The sequence below is a fragment of the Cohnella sp. GCM10027633 genome, assembly GCF_042675445.1.
Lineage (GTDB): Bacteria > Bacillota > Bacilli > Paenibacillales > Paenibacillaceae > Cohnella.
On the sequence record NZ_JBHTGV010000001.1, the window covers coordinates 597,312 to 619,795 of the forward strand.

At 59.7% G+C, this 22,484-nt stretch carries 16 protein-coding genes; 9 read left to right on the top strand and 7 right to left on the bottom strand.

The window, feature by feature from the left end:
- Positions 1 to 215: 215 nt before the first annotated feature.
- Together ACFQZG_RS02565 and nth are read right to left on the bottom strand one after the other, a co-directional pair.
- The gene (locus ACFQZG_RS02565) at positions 216 to 3,911 is read right to left on the bottom strand and encodes a dynamin family protein (RefSeq protein WP_378149714.1); all 3,696 of its coding nucleotides are present in this window, start codon (positions 3,909 to 3,911) and stop codon (positions 216 to 218) included.
- On the bottom strand, positions 3,908 to 4,591 hold the full coding sequence (gene nth, locus ACFQZG_RS02570) for an endonuclease III (protein WP_378149716.1): 684 nt from the start codon (positions 4,589 to 4,591) through the stop codon (positions 3,908 to 3,910). The genes ACFQZG_RS02565 and nth overlap by 4 nt, the downstream gene beginning before the upstream one ends.
- A gap of 427 nt (positions 4,592 to 5,018) precedes the next feature.
- On the opposite strand from nth, the gene ACFQZG_RS02575 reads away from it, so the two are divergent.
- Positions 5,019 to 6,014 carry a transposase gene (locus ACFQZG_RS02575; protein ID WP_378149718.1) on the top strand — a complete coding sequence of 332 codons (996 nt, stop codon included), beginning with the start codon at positions 5,019 to 5,021 and terminating at the stop codon, positions 6,012 to 6,014.
- Between the two features lie 264 nt (positions 6,015 to 6,278).
- Here the strand turns inward: ACFQZG_RS02575 and ACFQZG_RS02580 are convergent, their stop codons facing one another.
- The 4 genes from ACFQZG_RS02580 to leuC form a co-directional block, all read right to left on the bottom strand.
- Positions 6,279 to 9,020, bottom strand: a complete 2,742-nt coding sequence (locus tag ACFQZG_RS02580; protein WP_378149720.1) for an S-layer homology domain-containing protein — start codon at positions 9,018 to 9,020, stop codon at positions 6,279 to 6,281.
- A gap of 54 nt (positions 9,021 to 9,074) precedes the next feature.
- Positions 9,075 to 10,661, bottom strand: coding sequence for an N-acetylmuramoyl-L-alanine amidase family protein (locus tag ACFQZG_RS02585; RefSeq protein ID WP_378149721.1), 1,587 nt, complete (start codon positions 10,659 to 10,661; stop codon positions 9,075 to 9,077).
- Positions 10,662 to 10,858: 197 nt separating this feature from the next.
- The gene (gene leuD / locus ACFQZG_RS02590; RefSeq protein ID WP_378149722.1) at positions 10,859 to 11,458 is read right to left on the bottom strand and encodes a 3-isopropylmalate dehydratase small subunit; all 600 of its coding nucleotides are present in this window, start codon (positions 11,456 to 11,458) and stop codon (positions 10,859 to 10,861) included.
- A gap of 13 nt (positions 11,459 to 11,471) precedes the next feature.
- The gene (leuC, locus tag ACFQZG_RS02595; protein WP_378149723.1) at positions 11,472 to 12,896 is read right to left on the bottom strand and encodes a 3-isopropylmalate dehydratase large subunit; all 1,425 of its coding nucleotides are present in this window, start codon (positions 12,894 to 12,896) and stop codon (positions 11,472 to 11,474) included.
- 137 nt (positions 12,897 to 13,033) lie between these two features.
- Here leuC and ACFQZG_RS02600 point away from each other — a divergent pair, with 137 nt between their 5' ends.
- Positions 13,034 to 13,936 carry a LysR family transcriptional regulator gene (locus tag ACFQZG_RS02600; RefSeq protein WP_378149724.1) on the top strand — a complete coding sequence of 301 codons (903 nt, stop codon included), beginning with the start codon at positions 13,034 to 13,036 and terminating at the stop codon, positions 13,934 to 13,936.
- 67 nt (positions 13,937 to 14,003) lie between these two features.
- Here ACFQZG_RS02600 and ACFQZG_RS02605 read toward each other — a convergent pair whose 3' ends face one another.
- Complete coding sequence (locus ACFQZG_RS02605; protein WP_378149726.1) at positions 14,004 to 14,801, bottom strand: carbon-nitrogen family hydrolase; 798 nt, start codon at positions 14,799 to 14,801, stop codon at positions 14,004 to 14,006.
- Between the two features lie 162 nt (positions 14,802 to 14,963).
- On the opposite strand from ACFQZG_RS02605, the gene ACFQZG_RS02610 reads away from it, so the two are divergent.
- The 7 genes from ACFQZG_RS02610 to mtnB all read left to right on the top strand — a co-directional run bounded on the left by ACFQZG_RS02610 (position 14,964) and on the right by mtnB (position 22,404).
- Entirely contained in the window at positions 14,964 to 16,139 is a 1,176-nt protein-coding gene (locus ACFQZG_RS02610) for a pyridoxal phosphate-dependent aminotransferase (RefSeq protein ID WP_378149727.1), read from the top strand.
- A gap of 429 nt (positions 16,140 to 16,568) precedes the next feature.
- A complete protein-coding gene (gene proB, locus ACFQZG_RS02615; RefSeq protein ID WP_378149729.1) occupies positions 16,569 to 17,693 on the top strand; it encodes a glutamate 5-kinase in 1,125 nt (374 codons plus the stop codon).
- The gene (locus ACFQZG_RS02620; RefSeq protein WP_378149731.1) at positions 17,690 to 18,937 is read left to right on the top strand and encodes a glutamate-5-semialdehyde dehydrogenase; all 1,248 of its coding nucleotides are present in this window, start codon (positions 17,690 to 17,692) and stop codon (positions 18,935 to 18,937) included. Before proB ends, ACFQZG_RS02620 begins: the two co-directional genes overlap by 4 nt.
- A gap of 12 nt (positions 18,938 to 18,949) precedes the next feature.
- On the top strand, positions 18,950 to 19,828 hold the full coding sequence (gene proC / locus ACFQZG_RS02625) for a pyrroline-5-carboxylate reductase (protein WP_378149733.1): 879 nt from the start codon (positions 18,950 to 18,952) through the stop codon (positions 19,826 to 19,828).
- Between the two features lie 19 nt (positions 19,829 to 19,847).
- Positions 19,848 to 21,071: a 2,3-diketo-5-methylthiopentyl-1-phosphate enolase gene (locus tag ACFQZG_RS02630; RefSeq protein ID WP_378149735.1), complete on the top strand. Its 1,224-nt coding sequence runs from the start codon at positions 19,848 to 19,850 to the stop codon at positions 21,069 to 21,071.
- Positions 21,068 to 21,757 (top strand): 2-hydroxy-3-keto-5-methylthiopentenyl-1-phosphate phosphatase, encoded by a 690-nt coding sequence (locus ACFQZG_RS02635; protein ID WP_378149737.1) that lies wholly within the window; start codon positions 21,068 to 21,070, stop codon positions 21,755 to 21,757. Before ACFQZG_RS02630 ends, ACFQZG_RS02635 begins: the two co-directional genes overlap by 4 nt.
- Positions 21,754 to 22,404, top strand: coding sequence for a methylthioribulose 1-phosphate dehydratase (gene mtnB / locus ACFQZG_RS02640; RefSeq protein ID WP_378149739.1), 651 nt, complete (start codon positions 21,754 to 21,756; stop codon positions 22,402 to 22,404). Before ACFQZG_RS02635 ends, mtnB begins: the two co-directional genes overlap by 4 nt.
- Positions 22,405 to 22,484: the final 80 nt, after the last annotated feature.

A 22,484-nucleotide genomic window follows, 5' to 3' on the forward strand; every position in this document is an offset into this window, starting at 1 on the left:
ACGGCAATTCGAGTAATCGCCGCTTATTGTCGCTCTGTTGGTAGATGCCGCCATAAATTCGCCATAATCTCCCGATAACGCCATTATCGTCGGCAATCATACCCAACATCCCGGGTTTACGCCTTAATCGGAAGCATTCGGGAGCATCGATAAGAAAAAGCCCCCTTCCGTCGGATAATCCGATGGAAGAAGGCCAGATAAGAACTTTATCGGTTTCATGCGCGCCATTGTTTCAAAATATCCGCGAGCACCGCTTCTTCCCCGGGCTCGCGCAGCGTCCGGCCCAGGCTGGACGCGAACGAAGACAGCTGCGAAGCGAGCGCCCGGGACGCTGCGCGCAGCGCTACTCTAAGCGCTTCGGATCCGGCGGCTTCCCACTGGGCCTTCAGCTCGGCGAATTGGCGGTCGATCTCTTGGAACAGCGCATCCTGCAATTCGTCCCTTAGCGCCGCCTTGCCGTCGTTCTCGAAGAAATGCTTCGGCGAGCGGAACGCGCTCCATAGCCGTTTCCCGTCCGCGTGCGGACCGCCGGCGAACGGCTCGTAGAGCGGCAGATCTAGCACGGCGCGACCCGGTGGCTCAGGCGAGAACCCTTCGGCGGCCATGCCTCCGTCGGCGGCTTTCGTCTGGATGACGCGATCGACGATGCCGTTCAGCGTTCCCTCGAGCCTCAAGCTCGCGGAGCGCAGCTCCTGCAGCAGATCGTCGCCGAGAGCCCTCAGCAAGTCGCCGTGGCACGCGATGAGCAGCTTCTTCAAGTCGCGCCCGTCGTCCTGCAGGACGGACGGATGGAACGCCGACTGGAAGTGTGCGTTGAAGCGGAATCTTACGCGCTGGCGCAAGTGATAGAGCTGCTCGCTAGCCTCCTGCAAGAGCGGCTGCGCGGCGGCCGGCGGGAGCACCGCTTCCCCCTGCGCGAGCCACGATTCGGCTTCCTGCGTCAGCCTGCGGGCTTTCGCTTCCCTCTCGCCGGCGTCAGCCGTCGCCGATTGCAGCCAGCTTTCGAGCAGCTTGCCCGTGCGATCGAGCTCCTTGCGCGCGGCGGCGAGGGCGATACCGCCCAGCTCCTGCTCCGAGAACGCCTGGAAAGCTTGCTCGAACGCGACGATGCCCGCGCGAGCCAGCCCTTCTCGATCGCCTCGCAGCTTCGCTTCGATGCCGTTCATGCTGGACACCGGGAACAATCTCGCGTTGCGGATGCCGTGCTTAAGCAATTGGGTTTCCACGTGATTGCGTACTGACTCCAGCTCGGCTTCGGAAGACGCGAGGTCGGACGCGTTGATGACGAAGAACATTTTGTCGAGCTCGAATACGTCTTTTACGCTGCCGAGCTGGTTCAAGAACTCGCGATCGGCTTCGGTGAACGCATGGTTGTAATACGTAACGAACAACACCGCGTCCGCGTTCTTGATATATTGGAACGCGACACCCGTATGGCGGGCGTTGATCGAATCCGCCCCCGGCGTGTCGACGAGCACCGCGCCGCCGCGCGTCAGCGGAGAATCGACGTACAAGTCGATTTCCGCTACGTAGCAGGCAGCTTGCTCCGCGGCGGCGTATAGCCGGTACGCTTCCTCGCCCACGACGAAGCTCGTGCCGAGGCGCGAGCCGTATTCCGCCCAGCCGCTGGCCGCGGCGTTCAGGAAGGCCAAGTGCGGCCGTCCGCGCGGATGCAGCTCGTCGGCGGAGACGCGCGCTTTGAGCGCGAGCATTCGCTCGACATCGTGTCCGGCTGCGCTAAGCTCACCCTTATCGATGCCGATCCGCTTCAGCGACAGACGCACGTCTTCGGCGAACGCATCCTTGGACTTCATCGTAATGCGCGCCGTGCCCGCGACGTCCCCTTCGGACGGCGCCAGAATGCGATTGATCGCCGACGTTGTCGGATTCGGGGATACCGGCAGCGCCGGCTGTCCGACGAGCACGTTGGCGAACGACGATTTGCCCGCGCTGAAGGCGCCGAACAGCGCGATCGTGAACCGCTTGTCGCGGAAGCGCGCGGCTTTGGCCGCAAGTCCTTCCGCCATGTCGGCGAGCGCCGGCAGCCTGCTCAGTTGGGCGGCCGCCCGCTCCAGCAGCTCCGCCGCCCCCTGCGGGTCGCCCGCGCGCTGCGGCTCTATGTCGCTCATGGACTCCGCTTGAGCGATTGCGACGTTCGTCTCCGTCGCTGGTACGGCTGTCGACGCCGCGTCTGTCGTCTCCGCCACTTCGGCGAGCTTCGCCGGGTCGACGCCGGCCGGCGCAGGCAACGCCATGCCGCCGTCCGCCGCTTGCCGCGGCAACGTCGACAGCAGCAACCGCTCCTGCGCGCGCGCGGCCTCCTCGAGCTTCTCGATGTCCGCTGCGGCGGCGTTCTTCTCTTCGATCGCAGACAGCTTCGACCGAGCCTCTTCGATCTCCGCTTCCCGTTCGCCGCCTCTTCCCGATTCCCATTCGTCGAACAGCTGCAGCGCGGATTTGCGGTAATCGGTCTTCAGCGCGTTGCTGATTTCCGCCGCGTAATGAAGCGTCGCTTGCCCGTCCGCTCCGGCGCCCGGCTTCACGAGGCTTCGCAGCCACTCGGCGGACACGGGCCGGAACGCCGCGTCGAGCGCCTGCTCCAGTTGCTGCCCCTCGCCCTTCCCCGCTGCCTTCGCTTCCTGCCGGAGCAGCGCCTTCGCATGCCCGACGACGTGCGCCTCCACTTGACCGTTGAAGTCGTCCGTCAATTGCGCGAGCCGACTTGCGCGCTCCGCCTCCGTCTTCGCCGCGCTCGCGAGCCAGCCCGCCTTAAAGCCCGGCTGCATCGACTCCAAGAATAGCCTAGCCTTCTCCCTCGTCTCCGCCGGCGTCAAGTTCGCGTTCCCCATCAACTTGTCGAGCTCTTTGCGAAGCTGCTCTCTCTGCTTCACGGCCGCGTCCTTCGCCTCTTCAAGACGCTCGCGAAGCCGCGCGCTAACCGCTTCACGCTCCGCCTTGTCGTCGTCTCCGGCGATGAGCTGAAGCCGCTCCCTCTCTTCGCGATCGTTCGCCCGCAGCGTCTCGCGAAATTGCTCCGCGAGATAGATCGCCGATCGCTCCGCGCTGCGGAGCATGAGCGGCGTCGCGAGCGGCTGCAGATCGCGGAGCAGCCGTTGCAGCTCCTCCCATTGGGAGAGCGGATGATCCTTCTCCCTCATCGAGAGGAAGAGGAGCCCAGCCGGCTCGATATCCCATTGTTTCAGCGCTTGGCGCAAGCTGCGCTCGAACTCGGCGAACGCCAGCTGCGATTCTCGGTGCTTGTCGACTTGGTTAACGATGACGTACGTCGGCTTGCCCCATCTCGACAAGCTTCGGAGGAAACGAAAGTTCACTTCCGATTGCACATGGTTGTAGTCCGTCACGAAGAACACGACGTCCGCCAGATGCAGCGCAGACTCCGTAGCCGCTCGGTGCGCGCCGTCCGTCGAATCCACGCCCGGCGTATCGACGAGCGCCATCCGCTCTCCTAGCAGCGGAATCGGATAGGATACGCGAATCGTCGATACGCCTTCCCCGTCGACCGCGTAGCTATGAAGCTCCTCGACGCCGATGCGCCGCGCCTCGTGCGTCTCTCCGGTCGTCTCTTGGAATACCGTCTCCGCGAACTTCTCTCCGTTGACGATCGTCACGACGTTCGCGCTCGTCGGTATCGGCGACGAAGGCAGCAGCTCCGCGCCGCACAGCCCGTTCACGAGCGTAGACTTGCCGGCCGAGAAGTGTCCGCAGAAAGCTACGGTGAGCCTTCCGCCGGCAAGCTTGCTTGCGAGCTCGCGGAGCTTGTCGGATTGGGTTGCGTCGCCTTGCGACATCGTCTCTTCGGCCATTCGCGTTAGCGCTTGTTCATACGTTCGAAGCTTCGTTATTTGCTCATCCGCCGCGGCGATCGGAGCATGCGTTTCTATGCTGTTCACGAGGTTGCGCTCCTTTTCTTCGTCGCCGGCTTCTTCGCGGCCGGGTTCATGCGGGCTTTGCCTTCCTTACACTGCGTCACGAGCGGGCAAATCTCGCATTTCGGACTTTGCGCCTTGCAATGATATCTTCCGAAAAAGATAAGACGATGGTGCGTGATCGTCCATTCGTCTCGCGGCACCTTGCTCATCAGCTTCTTCTCGACCTCGAGCACCGAGTCGTCGGGCTTCGCGATGCCAAGTCGCTTAGATACGCGGTCAACATGCGTGTCTACCGCGATCGCGGGCACGTCGAACGCATTGGACATTACGACATTGGCCGTCTTCCGCCCGACTCCCGGCAGCTCCGTCAGCAGATGGTGCTCGCGCGGAATTTCCCCTCCGTGCTTGTCGATCAAGATCCTGCACAGCTTTTGTATATGCGCCGCCTTGTTTCGGAACAAGCCGATCCGGCGGATATCGTTCTCCAGCTCTTCGAGCGGCACGCTTAAGTAATCCTCGGGGGTTTTGTATTTCCGGAACAAGTCCGCCGTCACCTTGTTGACCGTCTCGTCCGTGCACTGCGCCGAGAGCAGCACCGCGATCGTCAGCTCGAACGGGTTGTCGTGGTTGAGCTCGCATCTCGCGTCGGGGAACATTTCGGCGATCGTGTCTAGCGTTTGCCGTATGGTCGCTTTGTTCATGGTTTCTCCTCGCCCTAACAAATTCATTAACAAGTGTACCGAAAGTTACGTTATGCGGCAATACCGCAGGGATTGACAGGCTCAGGGCAAGGCTGGGGGCGGCTAGCAATGACCACCTCATTTTCTCCCTTATCGTCACTATCCCGTCTGGTCAGACTTACTCACCGCATCGCATCGCATCGCATCGCATCATCCTTATCATCACTATCCCGTCAGGTCAGATGGATGCACGTTGTCGATATCTCTTCTAATCGTCATTATCCCTTCCAGTCAGGACAACACTTTGATCATTTCGCCTACGTCCATATGCCGAACGTTCACAATTACACCTTATCCCGTTAAGTCAGAAAAAAATATTTTTTCGCGACAAATGCGAACATATGTGTGGTATAATCAAATTACCAAACATATGTTCGGTGGTGAGTCAATGTTCGCAAAGAGTTCCGATTCGTCCGAGCAAGCCTTCAACTCGCCTAAACCCGATGATTTTACGAGCTTCGAACAATTCGTCGCGCATTATCGCGACGAAGACACGTGCATGCGAGCGCTATTCCATGCCAAGTGGCCGCGCGGATTTCGTTGTCCTCGCTGCTCGTACTCCCGGTACACGCCTATACACCGTCGCCGGCTTCCGCTTTTCGAATGCAATGCATGCGGACATCAAGCTTCCGTAACCGTGGGCACGGTCATCGAGAAGAGTCGTACCCCGCTCGTGCTTTGGTTTCAAGCTTTTTACCTGCACACATTACCGGAAGGAATAAGCGCGGTGCGGCTAATGGAAATCATAGATACCACCTACAAAACGGCTTGGCTCATCTGCCATAAGATCCGAGAAGCCATGAAAGAGGCCGACGCGAATGAGCGCCTGTGCGGCATCGTCCACATCAATTGCGCCCAGTACGGACGCCCCTACAACCCTACCGTATATCGCCACCCGCAAGAACAACCATTGCTGATCGGTGCTTCTGCCGACTCGAACGAAGAGATTACTTATTTGAAAATCCAGCACGTCGAAGAACTTCACCTCTGGAGCGAAGGAATTATCTCGTCAAGCGGTAAAGATGCATTCATTCGCGAACATGTAGCTGCCGACGCTCAAGTCACCGCGAATCTCCTAAAATATAGCCCTCGCCGCAATCGAAAGTTGTTGGCGATCGCCAGGGAAGCTTCGAATTGGATCAATTCCGTTTTTTGCGGAATCGGCGCAAAGCATCTGCAGGCTTATTTGAACCAGTTCAGTTATTTATTCAATCTATCCAAGCACGCTAAGCCCGCCTTCCATACGCTACTGAACCACTGCGCGGTCACGAAAGCAAGTACTTATGCCTCAATTGTGGGCAAACTTCTCAATACTCCTCACAATCTCCCGCTCGTCGACTTGTTTCCGAAACTGATACGTCTATCGAAACGACATGTCGTTTGACCTTGCTCCATAACATCCTTCTGACTCGACGGGAGCTGACCCGACGGGATAATGATCATAAGCGAAGAAATGCCCTGTATCGCCTACGATCTGACTCGTCGGGATAATGAACATAAACGAAGAAGTGCCCTGTATTGCCTACATCTGACTCAATGGGATAGTGATCATAAGGTACGAAGACCGGATAGCCCACATCGTACGCGATTCGGAAAAATGAAAAGAGCAGCCTCGGGCTGCTCTTTCGACATATGCTTCTAATCTTACTTACTTGACGATCTCGACGACAATTCCGCGAATCGCATACAGCGTTATCGCATCGCCGTCTTTCAGCGAGGACAAGCTGACCGGTGTCGTGCCCTGGCGGATAACGGCTTGCGGAGACAGGGTGTAGAACGTCTTGTTCCCTAAAGACACATTCTTCAGATAAACGAGCTTCGAGGTGCCGTCTACGACTTTCCAGAACGTCCGGGAGACGACCGTCGCCAGTTCGAGAACGACGCGATCGTTCGCGTCCTTGCTGAGCTCGAATAGATCGCCGACTTGAACGGCGGACAGCGAGAGAGTCGCGCCGTCGCGCTTCACGAGCGGAGTCGTGCCGACAGCTCGCGTCACGGTCTCTCCGTTCGAGGTCAAGAACGTGAGATTGCCCGTCCCGTCGATCGCAGTCACCTTGCCGGAGAACACTTGAACGGTGCGGATAGCCAGCGGCGTATTGCCCTGCATCGTCACATTGATGAGCGAGCCGGCAGTAAGAGAGGACAAGCTCACGTCCGTTCCGGCTTCGTTCTTGATCGTCGCTTCCGCGCCGAGCGTCCACGTCTCGGTAGCCGTCGCGTTCGGAAGACGAACCGTCAGCTTCTTCGAGACGTTATCGACCGTTACGACTTCGAACTGAACGTTCTTATGCACGTAAATCGAGCTCGCTTGATCTTGGCTCGAATTCAATTGCACGGTTACGCGGTCGCCGACCTTCACGTCCGCGAACGTTTCCGTGGCCATTCCATAAATTTCGACGAGCGGAGACACGTAGGACAGCGTCGACGTTCCCGTAGATATGCCTTCGAGGGAAAGCTTCAGCGTCTTCGTCGCCGTGTTGTTGTCGGTCACGATGCCCGTGTACTTGGAGACGAACGATACGTAAACGATATCTTCGCCGTTGTATCCGATCGTAAGCCGCATGCCCGGCGTAGAAATAATCGATTGGGCAGAGGCGATCGTCAGTTTCGTTCCGTTCAAATCGAATCTCGTATTATCGGCGATGACGTTCTTCGTGATCTGCTTGCCGTTCGCATCCTTGAACGTAAGCGCCTTGATCGTCGCATCGTACTTGACGACGACGGCGCCGCGAACCGCTTCGACCGAACGGTTCGTCACCGTGATCAGATTAATCTTGCCGCTAGCGTCAAGCGACATCGTAATCGTGTCGCCCTTGACGAGATCGTCTAGCGTGGCGTCGACGAATCCGGTAATCTTCACGGACAGCGAATCCGCCATGTATTTCACTTCGGGCTTGCCGTCGACTTTGTATACGATCAACTTTTCCGTTTTGTTGACCGACTCGAACGCACCGGTTACCGAAGTGACGGGCTTCTCTACGCGAGTCACGACGATGTCCGTCACGTTGCCGTTCTTCACTTCGTAGGCGATCTGATCGCCGACGAGAAGTTGGTCCGCCGAGAGATTGATCGTGCCGTTCAGCTTGATCGGAGCGTTAGCCGCGACCGGGAACGTCTCCGTCTTGCCATCGGCACCGTTCACGCCAAGCGTCAATGATTGCGCGTTCCATGCCGCCACCGTTCCGCTGCCGGATTTGTTGATGACCGATTGCTTGACCGTTATGCCGATGACTTTCTCGTCGAGACGGACGGTGAGCTTCACGTCGACGTTCAGCGGCAAGTCTGCCAGATTGATCGTCTGTCCGGCGGCATCTGTAATTTTTAATTGCGTTGCGTCGTAAGTATAGTGCTTATAATCGTCTCCGATCAAAAGCGTAACTCGATTTTGCGCCGGGGTGCTAAGCGTCAACTTGCCTTCCACCGATTTCACTTGAGGCGTCTCGTCGGTCATCTCCACGAAGCCGACTTTACCGTCGGAGCCGGTAATAAGCGTAGCTACGCCATATAAGCGAAGCGCGGCCAACGTAATCGGCGAATCGGAATCCTTCTTATAGAAAGCCGTATTTTCCGTCAGCGGATATTCCCTTGTCGTGCCGTCGGAGTGCATGACGGTCAACCGGTCCGATGCTATGTTCATCATGACGCCCGACACTTGGCCGTTATAAGGTACGGTCACGAGCGCTTCGGCGCGGCTGAACAACGTCGAAGCGGTTGCCCGCGTCACCGCGTCCAACGGCTTGAACGCCGTTCCGGTCGATGTCGCCACGCCTTTGACGAGTCCGCTCTCGACCGCGACGCTAACGTAAGCTTTCAACTTCGCGTTGATCGATGCATCGTCCGAGAAGTCCGTTTTGTCGCCGGCCGCAGCCAACGCTTCTTCGTTTTTGCCGATTGCGCGCACGAGCAATCTGGCCATCCATTCGCGGGTCGCGGGAGTCGATCCCCAACCTTTGTACGTCTTCTTCGCGGCCTTGGCCGCCGCCTCTTCGCTCTTGCCAAGCGCGGTCTCCTCGTCGAGCAGGAGCACCTTCTTCTTGAACGCCAAGTTTATGGAATGCGTATAATCGCTCTTAATATTCAATACGGACGGGAGTACCGTAACGTCGGAAGGATCCGCCTCGTCATCGATGCCCATGAACCGAAGCGCCACGATGACGGCTTCTTGACGGGTCATGCTGACGGTCGGGTTGAACTTGCCGTTGCTGCCCTTCAAGATACCTTGCAACGCCAGCTTGGCAACGTGCTTCTCGTACCAGCTTCCCGAGACCACGTCGTTGAACGGCGTCGCGGCGGCGTTTGCGACATTCGTCGTCCACGTTGCTCCCGACCATACGACGGAAGCGACGACGACTCCCGATACCCACTTCTTCACGTTCGAATTGTTCGCCAACTGAATCCTCTCCTTAATACAAGCATGCCGGCCCCCATGGAGGGCCGGTCATCTTTAATATAATTTCAAATACTGTTTGAGGCCGGTTACGATCGCCTGCGCGACGCGGTCTTGGAAATCTTCTTTCCATAGCGCGGCATTGTCCGTCTTGTTCGACATGTAGCCGATCTCGAGCAGCGCGGCAGGCATCGTCGTCTCGCGGGTGACGTGCAGGTTCTTGCTGCGTACGCCGCCGTCCTTCAGCTTCGTCGCCGGCACGATCGCGGCGTGCATCGCCTTGGCGAAAGCCAGGCTATCCGCTCGGGTGTAGTACGTCTCCGTACCGTTCGTCGACGACGTGTAGCTGTTCGCATGGACGGACAGGAACAAATCCGCTTTCAGAGAGTTAGCCAACTGGGCTCGTTCGGACAAGGTCGGATACGTATCTCCGCTTCGGGTCAGCACCAGCTTGATGCGTTCTTCCGCGGCCAATAGCTTCTGCACCTTGAGCACGATCGCGATGTTGAACTCCTTCTCCCAATGACCGTTCAAGCTCTGCGCGCCAGGATCCGTTCCGCCATGGCCCGCGTCGAGCACGACGGTAAACAACGACTTGTCCGGCGCCGGCTTCTTCAGCGATATAATGAAATCGCCCATCGTCGGATCTTGAATCAACTCGTACGGCCATGACTTGTTCAGGTCGAGCACGAGCCGAACCGTCTTCGGCGCGCTGGCATACAGCGAGTAGCGTACTTTCGTCAGCGCTTCGTGTCCAGTGACTTGGAACTCGCCCGTCTTTCCTATGGCCGGATCGGTCGGAAGCATCGGATAGAACGTTGGCGCGAAGTCGACGTTCGGGAAATCGATGACGAGACGATCCGGATTCGACAGCGTCGTCACCTTCGGCGCGATCTCGCCGCTGTACTTCAAGCGCACTTGCTCGGCCTCATACCGGATCTCGTATAGCTTGCCGGCTGCCGGCGTCGGATCGACCGTTCCCGGATCCGTCGTGCCCGGGTTAGTCGTACCTGGATCCGTCGTACCCGGATCGGTCGTTCCCGGATCCGTCGTACCGGGATCCGTCGTGCCGGGGTCTGTCGTACCCGGATCCGTCGTGCCAGGATCCGTTGTGCCAGGATCCGTCGTGCCAGGGTCCGTCGTACCCGGCGTCTCGTTGCCTTCCCCCGGCGCTTCCACGCCCTCGGAATTGTTGCCGGTATTGGACGATTCGTCCGAATAGAGGAACACCGACTTCGTCGGGTTGTCCCAGAACACTTGGATGCCGACCGATTCACTTAAAAATCGTAAGGGTATAAGTACACTATTAGATTGCAGCACCGGAGGCATGTCCATCTTCTTCGGCTTGCCGTCGACGTAAGCCGTCGGCTGATCCACGGACATGACGATTTTTTTCGCGCCACCGGATACCGTGACTTGTTTCTTGGCGTTCAAGTAATCGACTTCATACCCTAAGCTCTCCGTAATGATGCGTACCGGCACCATGACGTAATTGTTCTTGATGATCGGCGGAACTTGCGGTTGCAGTACCTTACCGTCCAGAATGAGCTTGGGCGTAACCGTTGCCTTCTCGGCATAAGCCATACCGGCACTCAGAAAGAGCATGACGGTGACGACGAACAACAAGGGCAACCACTTCTTCATGCTTCACCTCGATGTCTATAAATTTTGCGGACGCCGGTTTACTAGACGCGTATGTAGGTTTGTCGGCCCGTCCACGCAAGTTTAGACGAGATTCTCTATGAAAAGTTGCGTAAAAGAGGAAAAAAAGACCCTTCGTCCCGAATTCTGCCGAATTAGGGTCGAAAGGCCTATCGATTCGCTAAATGCTTGATTATGGATTACGCGTTGACTGCCGCGCGTTTCGCTTCGTACGCGGAGATCGCGTCTTCGTGCTTAAGCGTCAAGCCGATGTCGTCCAAGCCTTGCAGCAGGAACTGGCGGCGGTGCTCGTCGAGGTCGAACGAGATGCTCAGACCCGCGCCGTCCGTGATGACTTTGTTCTCGAGGTCGACGTTCAGCGTGTAGCCTTCCTTCGCTTCCGTGCGTTGGAACAGATCGTCGACTTGCTCTTCGCTCAGCTTGATCGGCAGAATGCCGTTCTTGAAGCAGTTGTTGTAGAAAATATCGGCGAAAGACGGCGCGATGACGACGCGGAAGCCGTAGTCGAGAATCGCCCACGGCGCGTGCTCGCGGGACGAGCCGCAACCGAAGTTGGCGCGGGACAGCAGTACCTGCGCGCCTTGATAGCGCGGCTTGTTCAGGTTGAACTCCGGAATGACGTTGCCTTGCTCGTCCCATCTCCATTCGAAGAACAAGAACTGGCCGAAGCCGCTTCTCTCGATCCGCTTCAGGAATTGCTTCGGAATGATGGCATCCGTATCTACGTTAACGCGGTCGACGGGAGCGACCAGACCGTTCAATTGCGTGAATGCTTGCATGTGTATCTCTCCTTTACGCCGACACTTCGGACTTGAGTTCCCAGTTGCGTACGTCTACGAAACGGCCTTGGATCGCCGCCGCTGCCGCCATCTCCGGCGACACGAGGTGCGTGCGTCCGCCGCGGCCTTGACGGCCTTCGAAGTTGCGGTTCGACGTCGATGCGCAGCGTTGGCCCGGTTGCAAGACGTCGGGGTTCATCGCGAGACACATCGAGCAACCCGCGTCGCGCCATTCGAAGCCCGCTTCGACGAAGATCTTGTCGAGACCTTCCTTCTCCGCTTGGAGCTTCACGCGTCCGGATCCCGGAACGACGATCGCCGTGACTTTGGAGTCGACCTTGTAACCGCGAGCGATCGATGCCGCGGCGCGCAAGTCTTCGATCCGTCCGTTCGTGCAAGAGCCGATGAACACGTAGTCGATGGCGATGTCCGTCATCGGAGTGCCCGGCTTGAGACCCATGTACTCGAGAGCGCTCGTTGCCGCCTTGCGTTCGTTCTCCGTCGGCAGCTCTGCCGGTACCGGAACGTTGGAGGTAATACCCGTGCCCATGCCCGGGCTCGTGCCCCACGTGACTTGCGGAACGAGCGTGTTCACGTCGAAGTCGAGAACGGTATCGTACTCGGCGCCTTCGTCGGAGACGAGCGCTTTCCACCGTTCTACCGCCGCGTCGAACGCAGCGCCTTGCGGCGCGTATTCGCGTCCGCGGAGGTAGTCGAACGTCGTTTGGTCCGGCGCGATGAGACCCGCGCGAGCGCCGGCTTCGATCGACATGTTGCAGACGGTCATCCGCTCTTCCATCGACAGCACGCGAATCGCTTCGCCGCTATATTCCATAACGTAGCCGGTACCGAAGTCGGTGCCGTACTTCGCGATCAGACCGAGGATCAAGTCCTTCGCCGTAATACCCGGCTTGCGGGCGCCGTTGAATCGGATCAGCATCGTCTTCGCTTTGGCTTGCTGCAAGCATTGGGTCGCCATGACGTGTTCGACTTCGGAAGTACCGATGCCGAACGCCAGGGCGCCGAACGCGCCGTGCGTAGACGTATGGCTGTCGCCGCACACGATCGTCTTGCCCGGGTGCGTCAGTCCGAGCTCCGGACCCATGACGTGAACGACGCCTTGGTCGATCGTGTCGAGATCGTACAGCTTAACGCCGAATTCGCGACAGTTGTTCGTCAGCGTATCGACTTGCTGCTTGGAGATCGGGTCTTTAATGTTGAAACGGTCTTTGGTCGGAACGTTGTGGTCCATCGTCGCGAACGTCAGCTCGGGACGGCGTACCTTGCGGCCGGACAAGCGCAAGCCTTCGAACGCTTGCGGGGAAGTGACTTCGTGCACCAAGTGCAGGTCGATATACAGGATGCTAGGTTTGCCTTGTTCGGCGACGATTTCGTGGTTGTTCCAAATTTTCTCGAACATCGTAAGTTTTTTACTCATGTCTCGATTCACCCCAATAATGACTCTATTCTGCTTGGTTATAATCATAACATTGGAACATTCATTGATCCAAGATATAATATCTATAAGGTTAATAGTTCCAAACTATAATGCGCGAAAATCGGAAGGGGATCCCCATGGAGTTCCGCCAATTGCAATACGCCATACAGATCGCTGCCGAGCGCAACTTCTCCCGCGCCGCGGACAAGCTTCACATCGCCCAGCCGTCGCTTAGCCAGCAGCTGGCCAAGCTCGAAACGGAGCTCGGCGTGCTGCTGTTCAAGCGCAGCACGAATTCGGTCGAGCCGACGTACGCGGGCTCCGTCTTCGTCGAGAAGGCGCAGCAGATCGTCGACATGGCCGACCAACTGCGCCGCGAAATGGAAGATATCGCCGATATGCGCAAAGGCCGTCTCGTCGTCGGCAGCTTGCCGATGACCGGCGCCCACGTGCTCCCGTACGTGCTCCCCGTCTTCCGCGAGTCGTATCCCGACATCGAGATCGTGCTCATCGAAGAGTCGACTCGGAACCTGGAACAGTTGACCGCCAGCGGCGGTACCGACGTCAGCTTGCTAACGTTGCCGCTCGAGGAGCAGTCGCTCGCTTACCAGCCGCTCGTCGACGAGGAAATCTGCCTGGCGGTGCCTCCCGACAGTCCGCTCGCCCGCGGCGACCGGCGCTTGCCGATTCAGATCTCCTCTCTCGCGGACCAGCCGTTCGTTCTGCTCAAGAAAGGCCAAGGCTTCCGCGCCATCGCCCACGATCTATGCCGCAGAGCCGGCTTCGAGCCTCGCGTCGTGTTCGAGAGCGGCAACATCAATACCGTCCAATCGCTCGTCGCCGCCGGCATGGGCATCGCCTTCGTCCCCGCGATGATGCGGCAGGACGACTGGCACGGCCGCGCTCCGATCTACTTGAAGCTCGAGGGCCGGCCGACTCGCACGCTCGTCATCGCGTACCGCAAAGGCCGCTACCTATCGAACGCCGCCGAAGCGTTCATCGCGACTTTCCACAAAACCCTTAGCCGCATGGTGCCCTGACGCTTTCGCTCCGTCTACGATAACGATCAAAGAGAAGCCGGCCACCGAGGGCCGGCTTTCTCTTTGGTTATTCGTATAGACTCGGTCTGCGATCCGCGAACACCGGTATGCGTCCCCTCACTTCGTCGACCAGCGACAGATCGACGGAAGCGATCAAGATCGTCTCCTCTTCCGGCGCTTCCGCCACCACTTCGCCCCAAGGGTCGATGACCATCGAATGGCCGAAGAAGCTCGTTCCGCCGCTCTCGCCGACCGTATTGCAGGAGACGACGTACATCTGGTTCTCGATCGCGCGCGCCAGCAGCAACGTGCGCCAATGGTGGAGACGCGGATGCGGCCATTCCGCCGGGACGAACAAGATTTTGGCGCCGCCGATCGCCAGCTTGCGGGCAAGCTCCGGGAACCGGATATCGTAGCAGATCATCGTCGCGGCCGGCACGCCTCCGAGCTCGAAGCGTCCTGGCGCCTCCCCCGCTTCGAGATGCAGGTGCTCGTTCATGAGCTGGAACAGATGGATTTTCGAATATTGGCCGATCTCTTCGCCCCGCGCGTCGAAAATATACGTCGTGTTCGTCACGTTCGTTCCGTTCAAACGGGCGATGGAGCCCGCGTGAACGCTGACCCCGCGTTCTCGGCAAAATGCCGACAGCGCCGCCTTCGTCCGTTCTCCGTTCGGATCGGCGAGAGACCGTATGCGATCCAGCGCATAGCCCGTGTTCCACATCTCGGGCAATACGATCAAATCCGGCTTCGGGTCGGCCCCCGCGGCCTCCTCCAGCTTCGCGAGCATATTCGCGAAGTTCGCCTCCGGATTGCCCGCTTCGATATTCATTTGAACGAGCGCGATGCGCAGCGGCATTGTCATCGATGAATCCACTCCTATTTCGCTACTATTGCTCCCATGTTACTGCATCGCCCCGGCCAGGGCAACAACGTTTGCCGTTCTCCGCGCGATTATGCTACATTCAATTCAATCGAATCGATCGAATCAATCGAATCTTAGAATGACGGAGTTGAACTCGTTCTTATGTCCTTCACCATTACATCCGCTAACCGGCTTCAATCGCTTCCCGAACAGTTTTTCGCCTCGCTCGTCGCCAAGGCGAACGCGCGCGCGGCCAGCGGGCGCGACGTCATCAACCTCGGCCAAGGCAACCCGGACCAGCCTACGCCGCGGGCGATCGTCGATCGGCTCAAACAAGCCGCGGACAATCCGCTCTATCATAAGTATCCGCCGTTCCGCGGCTACCCGTTCCTGAAGCAGGCGGTCGCCAAGCGTTATAAGGAAGACTACGGCGTAGACCTCGACCCGGACAGAGAGATCGCGATCCTGTTCGGCGGCAAAACCGGTCTCGTCGAGCTGAGCCAATGCTTGCTCAATCCCGGCGACGTCTGTCTCGTCCCGGACCCGGGCTATCCGGATTACTGGTCGGGCGTCGCTCTGGCCGGCGCGGAGATGGCGTTCATGCCGCTGACGGCGGATAACGCGTTCCTCCCCGATTACGGAAGCCTCGCGCCGGACGCGCTCAAGCGCGCGAAGCTCATGTTCCTGAACTATCCGAACAACCCGACGGCCGCTACGGCGGACGCTTCCTTCTATGAAGTGACGGTCGCCTTCGCCGAGAAGAACGGAATCGTCGTCGCCAGCGACTTCGCCTACGGCGCGATCGGCTTCGACGGCAACCGCCCCGTCAGCTTCCTGCAGACGCCGGGCGCGAAGGAAGTCGGCATCGAGTTCTACACGCTGTCGAAGTCGTACAATATGGCCGGCTGGCGCGTCGGCTTCGCGGTCGGCAACGCCCAGATCGTCGAGATGATCAATCTCATCCAGGACCATATGTACTGCAGCCTGTTCGGCGGCATTCAAGAAGCGGCCGCCGAAGCGTTGACCGGACCGCAGGACAGCGTCCGCGAGCTTGTCGCCACGTACGAGAAGCGCCGCGATACGTTGTACGGCGCCTTGTCCGAGATCGGCTGGGACGCGCCGAAGCCCGCGGGCTCGTTCTTCTGCTGGCTGCCGATTCCCCATGGCTACTCGTCCGTCGCGTTCGCGAACAAGCTGCTCGAGGAAGCCGACATCGTCGTCGCCCCGGGCACCGGCTTCGGATCGAGCGGCGAAGGGTATGTCCGGCTCGGCCTGCTGACGGGCGAAGACCGGCTTCGGGAAGTCGCCGCGAGAATCGGCAAGCTGGGGCTTTTCTAAGGCGGAATCGCGCGTCCCGCAAGGCGCTTCGTTCCTTTACATCCCTTGCGCAGCGTGGTATTGTTAATATATTAAGCGCCGATGGCCATTCGGCGATCGATCGATAGCAACGCATTGACGGGAAACGAACCGGAACCGGACATGTCCAGAGAGTAAATTTCAAGGCTGAGAGAATTTACCCTGTCCCCCGCTTCCCCCATCCCCGAGCGGACGGCGAAGAGCCGTACGGCCCCTGCCGTTACCAGGGCGTTAAGCGGACGGATCGCGACGATTGCGTCGCCCCGTCAACGAAGGTGGTACCGCGGATGCTGAAGCTTCCGTCCTTTGATGAGGATGGAAGCTTTTTTGCGTACTCCGGCCTATCCGGACCCTCGAACCGCCATGCAGCTTAACCTACTATTCTCTCCATCTAAGGAGTTGTAGCAAACTATGGGTCAACGTATCGTCGTCAAAATCGGCAGCAGCTCCCTCGCCTCCGAGGAAGGCGGCCTGAACCGCGAGCAAGTGCGATTCTTCGCGAACGAGCTTGCCGCGCTGCACCAGGCCGGCCATCAAGTGCTGCTGGTCACGTCCGGCGCGCAGGCGGCGGGGTTCCGCGCTCTCGGTTATCCGTCGAAGCCGAAAATCATCCACGAGAAGCAAGCGGCGGCGGCCGTCGGCCAAGCGCTGCTGATGCAGGCGTACCAAGAAGCGTTCGCGATCCGCGACGTCACCGTCGCCCAAATTCTGCTCACCCGGCCGGACTTCAGCAACCGAGGCCGCGCGCAGAACGCGCAGCGGACGATCGAAGAGCTGCTGAAGCAACGCGCCGTACCGGTCATTAACGAGAACGATACGGTCGCCGTCGACGAGATCAAGTTCGGCGACAACGACTCGCTGTCCGCGCTCGTCGCCAACTTAGTGAAAGCCGACGGGCTGTACATTCTGACCGACATGGACGGCGTCTACTCCGCCGATCCGCGCAAGGATCCGAACGCGGTCCGGTTCGAGCGGATCGAGGTGCTCACCGACGAACTGTACCGGGTCGCCGGCGGCGCGGGAACGGCGGTAGGAACCGGCGGCATGCGCTCGAAGATCGAAGCCGCCCGAATCGCCATGCAAGGCGGCGTGCCGCTGTTCGTAGGACGCGTCGTGGAACCGGGCGACCTGAACGCCGCCGTGTCCGGCAGCGGCAAAGGCACCTACTTCGCTTCTTCCCATCATTCGTTGTCCTCGAAGAAGCAATGGGTCGGCTTCCTCTCCGTCCCGCAAGGCCGCATCACCGTCGACGGCGGCGCCGAGACGGCTCTCATGAAGAGCGGACGCAGCCTGCTGCCGGCCGGCATCGTGGCGGCGACCGGGGACTTCCACCCCGGCGACGTCGTCGAGGTCGCGAACGCCGACGGACGGTTGCTCGGACGCGGCGTCACCCACTACGCCGCTTGGCAAGTGACCGCGGTAGCCGGGCTGTCCAGCGAAGAAGTATTGCGCAGAATCGAAGTTCCGCGCGTCGAAGTCATTCACCGCGACGAATGGGTCGCGTCAACGATCGTTAAGGAGGCGGATCACGCATGAGCGAAGTCATCAACAAATCAAGAGCGGCCAAAGAAACGACCGTCATTCTGGGCAAGCTGACTACAGCGCAGAAGAACGAAGCGTTAACGCGAATGGCCGACGCCCTAATGGCCGACCATGCCGGCATTATCGCGGCCAACGAAGAAGATCTCGCGAGAGGCCGGGATAACGGCACTTCTCCTTCCCTGCTCGACCGCATCAAGCTTACTCCGGAACGCATCGCCGGCATCGCAGAAGGCGTACGCCAAATCGTCGCGCTGCCCGACCCGGTCGGCGAAGTGCTCGAATCGGGCACGCGCCCGAACGGGCTGTTCATCGAGAAGAGCCGCGTGCCGATCGGCGTCGTCGGCATGATCTACGAGGCGCGCCCGAACGTGACGGTCGACGCCGCGGCGCTCTGCCTGAAGACGGGCAATGCCGTCGTCCTTCGCGGAGGCTCCGCGGCGCTCTCCTCCAATCGCTATATCGTGAACGTATTGCGGGAAGCGTTGTCCCATACCGCGATGCCGTTCGAAGCGCTGCAGCTCATCGAAGACCCTAACCGTTCCTCGGTGGACGAGATGCTGAAGCTGAACGGCTTGCTCGACGTCATCATTCCGCGCGGCGGCGCGTCGTTGATCCAGAACGTCGTGCAGAACGCGACCGTACCGGTCATCGAGACGGGCGCGGGCATCTGCCATACGTTCGTCGACGAGTCGGCGGATCCGCTCATGGCGACGACCATCGCCGTCAACGCCAAGGCGCAGAGGCCTTCCGTCTGCAATTCGATGGAGACGCTGCTCGTCCAACGCGAGTTCGCGAACGTTCATCTATCCGCGCTGGCGGACGCCATGAAACAAGCGAGCGTCGAGCTGAGAGGCTGCGGCCGTACTCTTGAACTCATCCCCGACGCGAAGGTCGCGACCGACGAAGACTACGCGACGGAATACAACGACTACATTCTGAACGTGAAGGTCGTCGACTCGTTGGCCGAAGCGCTCGACCATATTCGCCGCTTCGGCACGATGCATTCCGAGTGCATCGTAACCGAGAACGCGGAGCATGCCGAACGCTTCATGCAGGACGTCGACGCGGCGGCCGTCTACCATAACGCGTCCACCCGCTTCACGGACGGCTTCGAGTTCGGCTACGGCGCGGAGATCGGCATCAGCACGCAGAAGCTGCACGTTCGCGGCCCGATGGGCTTGCCCGCGCTCACGTCGACCAAATACCGCGTCCGCGGCGCCGGACAAATTCGAACTTAGGAGCGTACCGTCATGACCGATAAACAACCCTTATCCAACGTATCCATCGCCTTCTTCGGCGCCGGCTCGATGGCGGAAGCGATTCTGCGCGGCCTCGTGGAAGCGAAGCTGACCGAACCTTCCCGCATTACCGTCTTGAACCGCCAGAACGCCGAGCGTCTGCGCGAGCTGGCGAACGCGTACGGCGTCGTTCCCGCGATCGAGGACGCGCAGAAGCTGGACGCGCTAGCGACGGCCGACGTTATCATCCTGGGAATGAAGCCGAAGGACGCGGCAAGCGCGCTTAGCTCGCTGAGCGCGACGCTTCGTCCGGAGCAACTGATCGTATCCGTCATCGCCGGTCTGTCCATCGCGACGATGCATCAGCTTCTCGATCGCCGGCAGCCGATCGTCCGCACGATGCCGAACACGTCGAGCACGATCGGACTCGGCGCGACGGGCATCAGCTTCTCGGAGACGGTTACCGAAGCCCAGCGAGCGATCTCGCTGGCGATATTCAACGCCGTCGGCATGAGCGTCGTCGTCGACGAGCCGCTCATCGAAGCGGTAAACGGCGTGTCGGGCAGCGGTCCGGCATACGTATACTTCATGATGGAAGCGATGATCGACGCGGGCGTGCAGCTCGGCCTCACGCGCGAAGCCGCGACCGCCCTCACCGTGCAGACGGTTCGCGGCGCCGGCGAGATGGTGAAGCTTACCGGAGAAGATCCCGCGGAGCTCCGCCGCAAAGTCACTTCCCCGAACGGCACGACGTTCGCCGCGCTCGAAGTGATGCGCCAATACGGCTTCGAGGAAGGCATGAACAAGGCGATTCTCCGCTGCGCGGAACGCGCCAGAGAGATGGGAGAAGCGATTCGCGCGGAAGCCGACGCTTCCCGGCAACGCCAATAGAAAGAAGGAATCGCAAGCGATGGATTACGCCAACTATAGCTTAGCAACGTACCGACTCTACGACGACAAAGCGGATTTCGATAAAAAAGCGCTCGGCATCGCCGTCGGGCTTACCGTCGGCAGTTGGACCGAGCTTCCGGAGGCGGCCAGAGAGCAAATGCGTCGGCATCTCGGACAAGTCGTATCCGTGGACGTCCATGACGGAGCAGCCGGACATCGTTACGCAGACATCACGATCGCGTATCCCGACGTCAACTTCAGCAGGGACATTCCGGCCCTGCTCGTTACCGCGTTCGGCAAGCTGTCGATGGACGGCAGGATCAAGCTGCTCGACCTGCAGCCTTCCGCCTCGTTCCTCGGCGCCTTCCCCGGACCGAAGTTCGGCCTGCAAGGCGTTCGCGACTTGCTCGGCGTTCACGATCGCCCGCTCGTCATGAGCATCTTTAAATCCGTCATCGGCCACGACCTTGCCGGCCTGCGCGAACAGTTCCTGCAACAGGCGCTCGGCGGAGTGGATCTGATCAAGGACGACGAAATTCTGTTCGAGAATTCGCTCACGCCGCTCGAAGCGCGCGTCGAAGCTTGCATGGACGCCGCGCGCGAAGCCGAGCGGACGACCGGTCAGAAGCTGCTCTACTTCGCGAACTTAACCGGCTCGACGTTCGAGCTTAAGGCGAACGCGAAGCGCGCGATCGCCGCAGGCGCGAACGGCTTGCTGTTCAACGTGCTCGCTTACGGATTCGACGCGCTTGCCGGACTCGCCGCGGATCCGGACGTTAACGTGCCGATCGCCGCGCATCCTTCTCTAGCAGGCGCCATCTATCCGTCGCAATACCACGGCATGTCCGCCGCGGTGCTGCTCGGCAAGCTGATGCGCATCGCAGGCGCGGACCTTAGCCTCTTCCCTTCGCCTTACGGCTCCGTCGTTATGCCTAAGGCAGAGAACTTGGCCGTCAAGGAAGCGTTGCTCGACGCGTCGTTGCCGCAGCGACCCGCCGTCCCCGTCCCTTCGGCGGGCATTCATCCGGGACTCGTCCAGCTCATCGTGCAGGACTTCGGCACGGACGTCGTCGTGAACGCCGGCGGCGGCGTGCACGGCCATCCGCTCGGCGCGGCTGCCGGCGGGCGCGCGTTCCGCCAAGCCGTAGACGCGGTCATGAACGGTCAATCGCTCGAAGCCTACTCAGAGCGACATCAAGAACTTCGCATCGCGATCGAACGCTGGGGGGTACGCACGTCATGAGCGCTAACAACGTCAATTTTCCGCGTCCGCCCGTCCTGTTCTGCGACTTCGACGGCACGATCACGCTCAGCGATAACATCGTCGCCGTCATGAAGCACTTCAATCCTCCCGGTTGGGAGACGATCGTCGGCGATATCGTCGGCGGCCGCAAATCGTTGCAGGACGGCGTCGGCGAGATGTTCGCCCTCTTCCCTTCCTCGATGAAAGATGAAGTGAAGAGCTACATTCTGGAATCCGCGGGAATTCGCGAAGGATTCCCCGAGCTGCTGCAATGGTGCAAAGACCATAACGTGCCGTTCTACGTAACGAGCGGCGGCATCGATTTCTTCATCGAGCCCCTGCTCGCGCCGTTCGGCATTCCGGCGGATCATATCTATTGCAACGGCAGCGACTTCGACGGAGACCGCATGCGGATTACGTGGCCGCACGAATGCGACGACGAGTGCGATAACGGCGCCTGCGGCATGTGCAAGACGACGGTGATCAGGCGATTCCCGAAGGAAGAGTACTTCCGTATCTTGATCGGTGACAGCATTACCGACTTCGAAGGCGCGAAGATCGTCGACCTCGTCTTCTCCCGGTCCCACTTGACGGATCGGTGCCGCGAGCTCGGCTATCCGCACATCCCGTTCGAGACGTTCCACGACGTCATCCGTAACTTGGAGCAAGGAGGCTTGGCCGAATGAGCTTCGCCGATATCACGTTAGAGGAAAAGCAACGCGTGCTGCGCGAATTTACCGAGGTGAAAGCGGACTTCGCTTCCCGCGGCTGGTTCCCCGGCACGAGCGGCAACCTGTCGATGCGCGTCGGCCCGTTCGCTCCGGACGCCTTTCACTTCGCCGTCACGGCCAGCGGCAAGGATAAGACGAAGTCGACGCCGGAGGATTTCCTGTTCGTCGACCAGGACGGCAACCGCAGCGAAGCGACCGGCTTGAAGCCTTCCGCCGAAACGTCGCTGCACCGCGAGATTTACCGCTTGACCGGCGCGGGCGCGATTTTCCATATCCATTCCGTCCATAACAACCTCGTATCCGAGCTGTTCTGGGACAAGCGAGCCGTCCGCATCGACGGAGTCGAGCTCATCAAGGCGTTCGATATCTGGGACGAGGACGCGGTCATCGACATCCCGATCCTGCCGAACTACGCGGACGTGCCGCGCATCGTGCCGGAGATTACCGCCAACCTGAACCCGCGCATCCCCGGCCTGCTCATCCGCAAGCACGGCGTGTGCGCCTGGGGCAAAGACGCGTTCGAGGCGAAGCGCCATCTAGAAGCGTTCGAATTCCTGTTCGAATACGCGTACAAGTGGGAGCTGCTGCAGCGGGGGCGGTAATCGACGTATATCCGTTATGAACCGAGACGAGTCCAATCCTCTCGGTTTTTTTGTTGAGGGGAACCGCTCACGTGCAATTT